This is a genomic window from Ilumatobacter sp., from assembly GCF_030065885.1.
Classification (GTDB): domain Bacteria; phylum Actinomycetota; class Acidimicrobiia; order Acidimicrobiales; family Ilumatobacteraceae; genus Ilumatobacter.
In genome coordinates this window covers 1-12,126 of sequence record NZ_JASJCS010000150.1, presented here as the reverse complement: position 1 = coordinate 12,126, position 12,126 = coordinate 1, and the positions used below count along the sequence as shown (strand labels likewise).

Annotated in this window: 10 protein-coding genes; 6 read left to right on the top strand and 4 right to left on the bottom strand. The window is 67.6% G+C overall.

Annotated features, from left to right (window positions below):
- Positions 1–123 precede the first annotated feature (123 nt).
- Positions 124–561 (bottom strand): SRPBCC family protein, encoded by a 438-nt coding sequence (locus tag QNJ12_RS21765; RefSeq protein ID WP_300625918.1) that lies wholly within the window; start codon positions 559–561, stop codon positions 124–126.
- Positions 562–620: 59 nt separating this feature from the next.
- Here QNJ12_RS21765 and QNJ12_RS21760 point away from each other — a divergent pair, with 59 nt between their 5' ends.
- Positions 621–2,036 (top strand): SWIM zinc finger family protein, encoded by a 1,416-nt coding sequence (locus tag QNJ12_RS21760; RefSeq protein WP_300625916.1) that lies wholly within the window; start codon positions 621–623, stop codon positions 2,034–2,036.
- Positions 2,036–2,827, top strand: coding sequence for a hypothetical protein (locus tag QNJ12_RS21755; protein ID WP_300625915.1), 792 nt, complete (start codon positions 2,036–2,038; stop codon positions 2,825–2,827). The genes QNJ12_RS21760 and QNJ12_RS21755 overlap by 1 nt, the downstream gene beginning before the upstream one ends.
- A gap of 189 nt (positions 2,828–3,016) precedes the next feature.
- Here the strand turns inward: QNJ12_RS21755 and QNJ12_RS21750 are convergent, their stop codons facing one another.
- The 3 genes from QNJ12_RS21750 to QNJ12_RS21740 form a co-directional block, all read right to left on the bottom strand.
- Positions 3,017–3,922 carry a hypothetical protein gene (locus QNJ12_RS21750; RefSeq protein WP_300625914.1) on the bottom strand — a complete coding sequence of 302 codons (906 nt, stop codon included), beginning with the start codon at positions 3,920–3,922 and terminating at the stop codon, positions 3,017–3,019.
- Between the two features lie 380 nt (positions 3,923–4,302).
- Positions 4,303–4,989 carry a hypothetical protein gene (locus QNJ12_RS21745; RefSeq protein WP_300625912.1) on the bottom strand — a complete coding sequence of 229 codons (687 nt, stop codon included), beginning with the start codon at positions 4,987–4,989 and terminating at the stop codon, positions 4,303–4,305.
- 1 nt (position 4,990) lies between these two features.
- Positions 4,991–5,908, bottom strand: a complete 918-nt coding sequence (locus tag QNJ12_RS21740) for a hypothetical protein (protein ID WP_300625910.1) — start codon at positions 5,906–5,908, stop codon at positions 4,991–4,993.
- 1,122 nt (positions 5,909–7,030) lie between these two features.
- Here QNJ12_RS21740 and QNJ12_RS21735 point away from each other — a divergent pair.
- The 4 genes from QNJ12_RS21735 to QNJ12_RS21720 all read left to right on the top strand — a co-directional run bounded on the left by QNJ12_RS21735 (position 7,031) and on the right by QNJ12_RS21720 (position 12,080).
- Positions 7,031–7,999 (top strand): IS481 family transposase, encoded by a 969-nt coding sequence (locus QNJ12_RS21735; RefSeq protein ID WP_300625908.1) that lies wholly within the window; start codon positions 7,031–7,033, stop codon positions 7,997–7,999.
- A gap of 77 nt (positions 8,000–8,076) precedes the next feature.
- The gene (locus tag QNJ12_RS21730) at positions 8,077–9,429 is read left to right on the top strand and encodes a hypothetical protein (protein ID WP_300625906.1); all 1,353 of its coding nucleotides are present in this window, start codon (positions 8,077–8,079) and stop codon (positions 9,427–9,429) included.
- Between the two features lie 222 nt (positions 9,430–9,651).
- Complete coding sequence (locus QNJ12_RS21725) at positions 9,652–10,626, top strand: toll/interleukin-1 receptor domain-containing protein (RefSeq protein WP_300625904.1); 975 nt, start codon at positions 9,652–9,654, stop codon at positions 10,624–10,626.
- A 542-nt stretch (positions 10,627–11,168) separates the two neighbouring features.
- Positions 11,169–12,080, top strand: a complete 912-nt coding sequence (locus QNJ12_RS21720) for an IS110 family transposase (RefSeq protein WP_300625902.1) — start codon at positions 11,169–11,171, stop codon at positions 12,078–12,080.
- The last annotated feature ends 46 nt before the right edge of the window (positions 12,081–12,126 follow it).

The following is a 12,126-nucleotide window of genomic DNA, read 5'->3' as shown; positions in this document are numbered from 1 at the left end:
TCGACGGTCTCGATGCCGGCCTTGTCGAGGCCGCGCCGCAGCATCGAGCAGAACGGGCAGCCCGGGCGCCAGTAGTAGTGGACGGCGTCGATCTTCATTGGGTGTCCTCGATCGTCGCTCGGCTCATGCCTCGACGACGGCGGCGATCCGTTCGAGGGTCTGCTCCATGTTGGTGACGTGCTTCTTCGGGTACCCGGCCAGCTCGATCGCCTTCGGCGAGACCGCGGTCGACCAGTCGAACGACTCGGTCACCTTGGTCGTGTGCTCGTCGACGGGCTCGAGCTCGTAGCGCCAGCGATGCTTGCCGAAGTGCGCCCAGGCGATCAGCCGGTCCTCCTCGAACTCGACCACGGTGCTCGAGATCCGGTACGGGAGGAACCCGAACTTCATGTCCATGCCGAACTTGGAACCGAGACGGAGCCGATCCGATTCCCCGCGGATCTGCTGCACCGTGCCCGATCCGTCGAAGTCGGCGTGACGCGCAGGATCGGTCAGCAGGTCGAAGATCGCCGCCGCGGGGGCATTGATCACTCGGGAGACGGAGACCACTTGCTCACTCATGGCGCATGACGGTACCGGCGCGTCGGCGCCGGCACAGCCCGTGGCTACGTTGACGTGACGTGAGCGAGCGATGGACGATCGAGCAGGTGGCGGCCGTGGCGCCGACGCCGAAGTCGGTCGGCGCCGCCGAGCCGTTGGCGGTCGAGTCGCGCTGGTCGGCGCTCGGCAGCGACGATCGGGCGCTCTGGGGCCGGTGCCGTGGCTCGGGCGCCGAGCCGTACGACACGATGGTCGACCACGTCGACGTCGCCTGGCGGTGCAGCTGCCCGAGCCGCCGCCAGCCGTGCAAGCACGCGCTCGCCCTCCTGCTGCTGTGGGCGCGTGAGGGCGTCGCCGAGGCGCCACGACCCGAACCGGTCGCGTCGTGGCTCGGCCGCCGGAACCGGCACCCGTCCGGCGGCGACGCGTCGGCGTCGGCCTCGGCCGGTGAGGGGCGGGGCGGTGCGTCCGACGCCGGCTCACCCGGCGCCGACGACGACGGACCCGACGAGTCGACGGGCCCCGACCGCGACGACCTCGATCGGGCGCGCGACGAACGGGTCGCGCGGATGATGGAGGGTCTCGTCGAGCTCGACCGGTGGTTGGAGGACCGGATGCGCACCGGTCTCGCCGATCCGGCGCTCGCCCGCTACGCCACGTGGGATCAGCTCGCCGCCCGCCTCGTCGATGCCCGGGCCGGCTCGCTCGCCAATCGCGTCCGGCGACTCGCCGGCCTCGTCGGCGCCTCGCCCGACTGGCACGGCGAGGTGCTCGCCGAGCTGGGCCTGCTGCACCTCATCGCACGCGCCGGGCGGCGGCTCCCCGACCTGCCGGGGCCGCTCGCCGACGCCGTCGCGACGGCGTCGGGGTGGCAGATCCGGCAGGCCGACGTGCTGGCCGGCGTGCCCGAGACCGATCACTGGCTGGTCGCGGGGCGCAGTGACACCCGTGAGGACCGCATCGAGGTCCGGCGGCTGTGGCTGCGCGGCGAGGCGTCGGGCCGGTGGGCCATGCTCCTCTCGTTCGCCGCCTATCAGCAGAGCCTCGACGACTCGCTCGAGGTCGGTACGGTCGTCCACGCCGACCTGCACCGCTACCCGGGGGGTTCGTTGCGGGCGCTCCAAGGTCGGCGGTACGGCGAACCTCTGCCGTTCGGGGCCATCGGCGAGGTCGGCGCGGTCACCGTCGCCGAGGCCTGCGACCAGATCGGCGCAGCCGTCGCCGCGGAGCCGTGGCTCGAGCGCTACCCGGCGATCGTTCGTGCGACGCCGACGGTCGTCGACGGGCGGTGGTTGCTGACCGACGCCACCGGTTCGCTGCCGATCCTGGGCGGTGTCCGGTCGCTCGCGACTCTCGTGGCTGCGTCGGCCGGTTCGCCGCTGGTGGTCACCATCGAGTGGACGCCACATGGTGTGCTGCCGCTCATGCTGCACGTCGACGAGCGGACGCTCGACGTCGGGCCGCGTGCCGACCCGTCGTTCCTGGGGGCGGCGTGATGGTCGAGGCTGCGGTCACGGTCGACGAGTACTGGCACGAGCTCGTCACGACTGCGTTGCTCGGCACCGATCGCCGGCCGCCGCCGGCGCCGCCGCCTGGGCCGGTCGCCGACGTGGTCGACGACGCGCTCCGCCCCGACGCCGCAGCACGCATGTTGGCGGCCGTCGGCGCCATGGCGGCCGCCCGGCGAGCGGCGTTCGTGGCGCTCGACCCGGCCGATGCCCTGCAGCCGCCCGAGCACGACGACCGTCCGTGGTGCTCGGCGGCTGCTGTCGCCACGTGGCGCACGATCGTGGCCGAGTGGCCGGTGCTCGAGGACGAGTGGGTGCTCACGCTGATCGAGTCGGGTCGGCGGCTGCCGCCCGACGCACTCGTCGAGCTGCTCCTGCGGCATCGCAACGACGTGGTCCGCCGGGCGCGTGTCGCGATCGCCGGCGGCCCGGTCGCCGCCTGGGTGAGCGAGCTCGTCCCCGAGGTCGGGTCTGCAGTGGCTCGAACGGCGTCGGCCGAGGCGGTGGCTTCCCTGCCCGAGCTCGCGATCCCACCCGAGCTGGCCGATCTCGTCGCGGCCGACGCCCACACGTTCGTCGGCCGGCTGATGCCGGGCTTCGAGGCCGGCGGCTACGGGCCGGCGCACCGGGCGGTGCTGGTCAACCTGCTCGCTCGCTGCCGCGCCGCTGTGCTGATCGACACGGCCGACGCACTCTCGTCGGTCGGATCCGGTCTCGCGATCGCACTCGAGGACCTCTGCCGCCTCCGCCACCGCATGCTCGGTGAGCTGGAGCCCTGACCGGCTGATGCATGCGAATTCGGCCTGTCGCACTGCGTGAGCGCTCTTGCCGGTCCGACTCGCAAGTTGGCCAGAGCCTTCTCGGAAGTGCACGCCAGGTCATGCGTTCCGGTCGGAGCGCCTTCGGACGCGGTGGGGTGACGGCGGCAGCTTCCGCCGAGAACCCGTTCGGCGCGTCGCCTCGACCTCTTACTCGGTGCACGCCACGGGATCGTCGTCGAGCCCGAGGCAGTCGACGGGGGTCAGACCGGTCAGCTGGCAGGGGAGTCCTGCCCGCAGCACGGGCAGTAGTTCGTCGACCCGGTCGAGCCAGTCCGCTGAGGATCGGTCGTCCTCGTCGACGAGCAGCAGCGTTCCGCCGCAGGCGAAACCGGCTGCCCGAACTCCGGAGTCCACGGTGCCCAGCCAGCCCACCAGCGTGGCGGGACCGTCGGGAGCCAGAGGCAGGGCGACGGCATCCAGGAGCAGTGAACGCGGATCGCTCGGCCCGGCTGCGAACCGGAGCGACTCCGTCTCGCTGATCGCGACCTCGGCGGGAAGATCGGGCCCACAGCACGTCTGCTCGGTCAGCGTCGCGAGCAGCAGGCGCTGCGGATCCGTCAGCGTCGCTTCCTCGGCGACGCCCAACGCGAAGGCGGTCATCGCCGTCTCGGTGAGCGGTGGCGTGAAGGTGATCAGGACCGAGGACGTGGAGCCCGCCGGTTGCACGTCGAAGGTGACGGCGTCGTCACTTCGGTCCCTGAGCCGGACACGATCGAGGCCGTACCGCTCCGCCTCGGCCTGTGGGTCGCCGGCCTGCGAAGCGGTTGCGGTGATCGTGGCCGAATCGGGGTGCTGCCAGGTGACTCCGCAATCCAGTTGGCTGCCGGAGCCGAGCTGTACGTGCATCACCGCTGGGGCCACACACGTCGGGCCTGACGTCGGCGTCGTCTCGTCGCTCGTGTCGGACGGGGCTGCCGCCGTCGGGCTCGGTGAGACGAGCTCGAGATCAGCGTCGGGCGAGTCGTCGCCGCCGATCCAGATGAGCGTCAGCCCGAGGGCTGCCACTCCGAGCAACATCGCGCCCGCAAGCAGCAGGCGATTCTGGCGAGTCATGGCGACGACTCGTGGTTCGCTCCCAACGCCGCAACGCATTGCGAGGGCGCCGCGGTGCCAAGGGGGTACTGCATTCGGCTTCCTTCCTGTCGACCTTCGGGTGCATTGGTCCCGGCCTGGTGGAGATCGCTTCTGGCTTCGACTGTTGAGACTTCTCGACGAGCTGCGAAACGCGTACGTGTTGGTCACCGTCGGCTACTGACCCTCGACCCTACGACTGTCGACCGGGTCCGAAGGGTCGGCCCGCGGGTGGCGGCACACGCCGACACCTGAGCTGGCCGATCATGGTCTTGACCACCAGCACTCGGTGCCGAGGCGTCCGCCGCCCGCTGACGACCGAGTAGCGCGCCCTCCTCGGTTCGTGTGGGAAACGGTCGCGTCTACATGCTGCCGAACGACTTGTTGGCGAAGCCGTGCTTGACCACCTCCCAGCACCACAGCCTCGTCTTCGTCGATGACGTGAAGGGGTCCCCGGTCACACCGATCTTGGCGGTCGCGGCGTCGTAGGCGGCCTGTGTGTTCGGTCCCCACACGCCATCGACCGAGATGCCGGCGCTGTTGAAGTTGTTACACACGGCCTGGATGAACCGAGTATCTGATGTCGACGACTTGCTGAACTTGGTCGGCAGGGCAGCGAAATCCGCATGGATGTGGTCAGCATGGCCGGGGTAGTAGCCATCCAACACCCATCGGAAATAGCGTCGGCAGCAGGCGTCGAGGGCATAGTACCGGCGGCGCAAGGTGAGGCTCGACGTAGCATGATGGCCGTAGTATGGCGAGGAGATCTTCCCGCTCGACCAACGAATGCGGTCAAGGTCCATCGCCGTCCCGGCGCCGTGTTGACCTCCTTTGTTCACATAGAAACCGGCACTCGCCATCCAGGTGATCGTGCCATAGTTCCCGTAGTTGTTCGCGGCCCATTCGGTGTTTCGCTTCCAATACACGAGCTTGTTGTAGAACGAGTACGTGCAGTACCATGTTGCAAAATCAAGCCGAGGTGGAGCGTTTCGCATGTAGTAGACGGGTACCCCGTCGATCTTGGTGAATGACTTCTCGGTGGCTCCCATGTCATGCCTCGGTTCGTGTGAGTAGCTGCGACTCGCGGTCTGCGGAAGCCACGACGGCTGCCGGACCAGAATCCGTCAGGACGATCTCTTGGAGGCCCGGCCACCCCTCGAAGGTGTCGACTCCTCTGGCACCCAAGACGGCCGCCTTCTCGCCGATGATCGATTCCACCCCGACGAACGCCTCGTCGTCTTCCGCCAGGGCGGTGACGAGCGCGGCGGACGGAAGCGCCATCGAGGTGCTCGTCCACGTGTGTCCCTCGTCGCGACTCGCGTACACCGTTGTTCCCTCGATGTCACTGGAGGCGAGCAGCCATTGCCCGCGCGTTGCCGACAGCGCAGTGATGGAGCCCTCCGCGTATTCGCCCGGGAGGCCAGTGGCCTGGCGGGCCTGCCATGCCGACCGCTCACGGCGGAGCACGAGCGGGCGAGTGCCCTCCTGCGACTCGCCGTCGGTCGTTGCACCGACGGCGATCACGCGGTTGCCGATCGCGGCGACGGCGTGGAGGAACCCGCTCAGCGGCGCGCCCTCGATCGACTCGCGTTGCAGCTCTCCGCCCTTGTGGTCGGCGAACCAGACGGCCGGCTCGTACCGGTCCTCGAAGATCGGCACCTCGACCTCGGGTACGTCCGGATCTTCGACGGTGGCCGGATCGAAGGCGTCGTCGTCGTCGACGGGCACGAAGGCGGTTCCGACCTGCTCGGTGGTGCGTTGACTCCCGGCCACGACGAACGAGCCGTTCGCAAGAACGGCAAGGTCGGCGAACTCGACGCCGTCGGTGCCGAATGAGCGGGTCTCCCAGCCCGGGCCGCTCGAGTATTGCCAGACGGTCGCGGTCCCGTCCGGCGTGCGGCCGACCGCAACGAACCCCGCCTTGTTCTGCTCGAGGCCGCTGACGAACCCGTTCGGCAGCGTGTCCAAGGCTTGCTTGGGCAGGGCAAAGATCGCCGCCGCCACGCGGGGTCCGGCGAGTACATAGCCCGCCGCAGCCGCGGAGCCTCCGACGAAGGCTCTTCGTGATATTCCGTGATTGCCCGACATGAGGTCTCCTCCTTGTCTGAGTCGTTTCAGACTGGGATCGCGGCGGCGCGACGGAGTTATATCAGTCATCCATCGGCATGTGTCCCAATCGTTCGACTGGGTCGATGTTCCGGCGTTAATCACAAGCACGCAGACTCCGTGCTTGTGACCCAACCTCGCGCCGGGAGATGCGGCTGAATAGGGCACAAGGTCTCGAGTTGGCAAGCAGATGTTGCCGGGCTCGCCGAGTTGGGCGGCAGGCTCTTTGGGTCGAGACGATCGGCGATGACGTCGGTGATGCCGCCGGGCAGGATCACGGCGCCGGGGCACTCCATCCGCCAGTCCGGAGCGAGTCGTTGGCCGGACATCAGAGGCGTCCAATCTGACGCGATCCTCGTGTCGCTCGCGCCGATGCTGGGCTCCGGACGCAGTCTGAGGCAACCACGGAGGACGGCACGGACAGACCGGCAGTCGAAGGTCGCCGACAGCTGCTGGCAGCCACCGATATCGGTGTCGCGGCCGGTCCTCTGCCGGGTGCGCGTCCGCTCGGAACGCCGGCAACAGGGTCGTTGGCGAGGTCCTCGCGTGCGACCATCCTCTCGGAAGCACGCGACCTCGAGCCGGCGTTTGGGGACGCCCGTCAGGGTGGCAGGATGGTGATGTGTCAGGTAGTCCGCAGCAAGGCGTCGTCGAGGGCGAGGCGTTTGGGCTCCCCCTTTCCGGGGCGGTGGCCTGGCTCCCGAGCGAGGAGCGGCGACGATCCGGGCGACGACGGCAACGACGGTGAGCCCGAGCACCCGGGCGAAGCCTCCCGGACGGGCGTGGGGCCAGGTGGGTCGTGTTGGCTCGCGCAGCTAGCGGTGGCCGGTGACCTGGCGTCGTCGCTGAGCCGGCACTTGCGGACGGATAGATTCCGCACGCTGAGCTCTAGGTGTACTTGGCCGTGGCGTTGGTGACATCCGCTGACGCGTGAAGACCTCCGGGCATTGTGGAGTTTGCCGCTTCACACACCAGGAGGTCTTCGTGGCTCACCGTAACGCCCGTCTCACCGTTCACGGCCGGCGCCTGCTCGTCGATCGCGCTCGCGCTGGTCAGCCGATCGCTCATGTCGCCAAGGCGATGGGAGTGTCGCGGCAGTGCGCGCATCGTTGGATCCGTCGATTTGACGAAGCTGGAGATGCCGGTCTCGAGGATCGGCCGTCGCGGCCGCACACCATCGCCAACCAGACCGCACCCGAGATCGAGGAACGAGTCCTCGCAGCGCGCCGTGAACGCCGCTGCGGCCCCGATCAGCTCGCCCCTGACCTCGGTGTGCCAGCACGCACGATCACCCGAATCCTGCGCCGCAACGGAGTGCCTCGCCTGCACGACTGCGACCCGTTGACCGGCGAGGTGATCCGGGCTTCGAAGACCACCGCTGTCCGCTACGAACGCGACCGCCCCGGCGAGCTCGTCCACGTCGACGTCAAAAAGCTCGGGCGCATCCCCGACGGCGGCGGCTGGCGCGCCCATGGCCGCCAGATGGGATCAACCGCTGCGAAGAAGAAGGCCCGCATCGGCTTCGACTACGTGCACTCGATGGTCGATGACCACACCCGCATCGCCTACTCCGAGATCCACCCCAACGAACGTGGCGACACCTGCGGCGCCTTCATTCGCCGAGCCGGCGAGTTCTTCGCATCACTCGGCATCTCGATCGAACGAGTGATGACCGACAACCACTTCAGCTACAAGAACTCCCACGCAGTTCGAGACGCCATCGTCGATCTCGGGGCAGTCCACAAGTTCATCCGCCCGCACTGCCCGTGGCAGAACGGCAAGGTGGAGAGATTCAACCGCACCCTCCAGATCGAGTGGGCGTACCGGCAGGTGTTCGAGTCCAACGACGACCGTTCAGCCGCTCTGCCAGACTTCCTCCACCGCTACAACCACCACCGGCGACACCACGCCCTCGGCGGTCACCCACCCATCAGCCGTCTGTCACCAACCTGACGGCCAAGTACATCTAGGCGCCACGCGACGCGCCTCGAGGGCGCGCCGCGCGTGGACGATCACGGCAACATGGAATCGTGAGCGACTACGAGCTGATCGAGAACGGCTCTATCGGCCGATTCCACCTCCTTCGTGACGATGGGACGCTGGACAACGAGCCGTCGACAGATGGGTGGATTGCTCGGCACGGTCGGCGTGTCAACATCGACACGATCGCTGACGACCGACAAGCGGTGTTGCAGCGCTTCTCGGACGACGAGGCTCCGATGCCGGACGCGTTGCTCGTCCAGCTTCCCGGTACAACCGCAACCGTGTTGGAAATCTCCGATCGCGGTGGATCGGCCGTGATGACGGGCGAGGGGGTTTCGACCGCGCTGTATTCAGCTCGGTTGGTGGCACTCGGGACACCACTCGGCCGAATCCGCAGCTCTCGCGTCCGGTCCCTGTCCGCCAAGTTCCTGTCGCTCGGCAGATGGGCCGGATTCGCGAGAACAGACGAGTCCTGGGACTACCACGAAGATGGACGGGTTCGTGGTTACTCACTTCGGCTGGGGAGCGTCGACGGCGAATCATTCGACCTCGGCGGTGGACGGCAACTCGAGGTCGGGCCGAGCTGGAGAGTCGACGGGCCGCAAGATGATCGGCGGGTGAGGTCGACCGTCGTGGCGGAGGTCGCTTCTCGTCGAGCCAAGGACGCGCACGAACTGGTGCGGCCCCTCGTACAGATCGCCGCCCTACTCGGCGTACTTTGTCGCGGCTTTGTGGCCGCCGAGTCGTCGTCGATTCGGCTCGACGTGCGGCCGGATGACCGCAAGCGTGCGGGCGACGAACAGCATTCGTGCTGGCTTGGGCCGCTGATGATTGCGCCCGACGGCATCCCGGCCGCGGAGAGACCGGACTGGCCAATGCTCGATCTGGTCGACCTCGGCGGCGTCGCCGGCCTCGCCCGATGGGTCAAGCTCTACGACTCCCACCCACGAGCCGTCGGACCAGTCGTGGCTCCATACCGGTACGGCCCTGCCGTCATCGAGGTCGACCTGCTATCGCTCGGCGCCGCACTCGAGTACTGGGTCGCAGCCCATCGGCGCACGGCAAAGTGGGCGATAACCCAGCGACAGTTTCCCAAGCGGACCGGAAGACATCGAAAGATTCTTGAGTCGGCCGTCGACAAGGTCGGTCCAGAGTTTGCGCAATGGGTCGGCAATCGCGACGCGTGGTGCGACTCGTTCACCGCCATGTACGAGGGTCTCAAGCACGACCCCGCGGTCAAGCTCGACAGTGCGCTTGGCTACGACCTGGTGACGTCGGCTCGGTACCTGCTCTTTGCGCTCTTGGCAGACCGAGTCGCAGGAACTCGTGCACCGAGCCGGCGGATCTTCACCGACCACTGGCTCAGCGACGTTGGCATGCGCCTGCGCACCCGGTTCTAACCGGCTTCGGACGCAGCAGCGCGTGCCCGCCCATCGCGATACCTGGCGATCGGACCAAGCAATCGGCATCGCACGTCCGCGACCCGGCGATCGGGGACGCTCCAAGCCCGAGCGGGATCAATGTCGGCGTGATGTGCCCGGCCCCTCAGGGGAGGCCTTCCGACCCTGCCCGCCGCGATCCACCAGTCGGTACCGTAAGTTCCGACGGGGAGGGAACTGGCCATGGCCCACGTCTTCCTCAGCTACAGCCATCAGGATGAAGGGTACGTCGCCAAGCTCGCGCGGAGCCTTTGCGACCGGGGCATTGACACCTGGATGGACAGCGAGATCGAGTACGGCGATCAGTACCCGGCGGTGATCGAGCAGCATCTCGACGACTGCAGCGCCGTGGTGGTTGTCATGTCGGAGCATTCTCGCCGGTCCGAGTGGGTGGCAAACGAGCTGACGTATGCCAAGGCCAAGGGAAAGAACGTACTGCCACTCCTCTTGAGTGGCGGGCCGTGGCTGCAGTTGGCAACGACTCAGCACGCGGACGTGACTGACGGGAATCTGCCTCCCGCCGACTTCTACGAGCGCCTTCGCGTCGAGATGGATGGAACGCCGCAAGGCGGTACCCAACGGAGGCCGAAGCAGCCTCAGCCGAAGGCAGCCCCCCGGGAGCGCCCAAGGATCGCCGACCGTGTCACTGAGGCAGCCGCACCACGGGCGGGACTGCCGCACCCGTTGCTTCGCCCGTCGGTGCCTGAGTTCGACGACAAAGCCGTCTTCTCCAACCTGCCATCCAGGATGGAGCTGGACAGAGTCGTCGAGCGGGAGGTCGGCGAACTCAGTCGGGGTACCAAACTTGGGTCGGGAACGTTCAAGGTCGAGGTGAGTGCACCGGGGAACCCCACAGTGACCATCTATGGCCATTACAGACACCGTGCCATCGTGGAATCCGCCGGGGTCACGAGTGAATCGGTGAATCGAGCGCTGAAGGCGAACGGTTGGCGCCGAGAGAGGCAGCACGGCCGGACCGTGTGGGCCTATCCCGGCAAGACGCTCATGACACGCTTGGGCTCGATGGAGACCGCCAATGCAAGCGAGGTCTCCCAGGCCGTGTTGATCTTCTTCTGTGAGATCCTGTCCGTCAGCCCGGAGAACGTCAGCGTCCGGCGAGTGCACACCCAGAGTCTTCTGACCGGCGAACAGTCGTGAGCGGGCTGCTCGGGAAGACGAGCCAGCGCAGATCGCGCTGATCACGCGTCGCGACGCCCATGCCCACTCGAATGCGCGAGATCGGCACGCGCGCGCAGGTCTTGGCAGCACGCCCCAACCGACCAGTGGTGACCGAACGCGCCGCAGTCTCGCGACGCACGGTACCGGCCCGTACCGTGCGCTCCGTGTTCGCGATTCCGCGATGACCCTTCGGCACGGGCAGTGCCCCGTCCAGAAGCTGTCATTCCGATCAGCGACCACTGCCACGTCACGCTCGGCGACCACGTCGCGGCAACCGTCCCCGATGTGCCTGCTTGAGACTCCTGGTTGATGCTGCGAGTTCTTCGTAGCGTCGTGAGGTTGCCGTCGGGTTGCTCGCGAAGTGCCTGCCGTCTCGATCGATCGGGGTTGGCTTGCGAACGAAGTGCTGCCCGGTGGCGATCTCGCCGTGGTGTGGCTCGAGAGAGGAACGAGCGCTAACCACCTGCAAGTAGGAGTGCCCGCCACGGTCCGCCACCAACGATTTGACCCGAGGAGGGCTGATGGAAGTGATGATCGGTGTCGACCCGCACAAGGCGTCGCACCATGCGTTCGCCGTCGACGACGGCGAAGTCGAGCTGGCGCAGGTGTCGGTTCGTGCGTCTCGAGAACAAGTCGATCGACTGCTGACATGGGCTGAGCCGTTCCCACGGCGGATGTGGGCAGTCGAGGGTTCGGACGGGATGGGCTACTTGTTGTCCCAGCAGCTCGTCGCTGCCGGCGAACGCGTCGTGGACGTGCCCGCCACGTTGGCGGCGCGCACGCGGGTGTTGGGATCTGGCCGGTCGAACAAGACCGACCCGAACGATGCCCGTTCGGTGGCATTGACCGCTCTCAGACACGCCGATCTGCGCGAGGTGCGTCCGGTCGGTCACGCCGAAGTGCTGCGCCTGTTGGCCAAGCGCAACACCGACATCGGTGACCGGCGAACCCAAGTCGTCAGTCGCATGCACTCCCTGCTCGTCGAGCTCGCCCCTGGCGGGATCGCCAAGGAAATCAACGCTTCCGACGTCGACACGTTTCTCGAACAGCTGACACCGGCGACACCGGTCGAGCAGACCCGCTACGACCTGGCGGTCGAACTGCTCGCCGAGATCCGAGCTCTCGACGCCCAGTTGAAGGCGTCACACAAGCGGATCCGTGCGGCGATTGCCGCGTCGTCGACGACGGTGACCGATCTGTTCGGCATCGGGCCGATCATCGCCGCGATGTTGATCGGCTACACCGGCGACGTCGGCCGGTTCCGCGACCGTGACCACTACGCCGCCTACAACGGGACCGCACCGGTCGAGTTCTCCTCCGGCGGCCGCACCGTGCACCGCGCGTCGACACGCGGCAACCGGCAGCTGAACCACGCGTTGCACATGGCGGCGATCTGCCAACTGCGTCAGCCGCACTCGGCCGGCCGCGCCTAGTGGCGCGTCAAGCAACGTTTGCGCGGTTGATGAGTTCGGTGAGTTG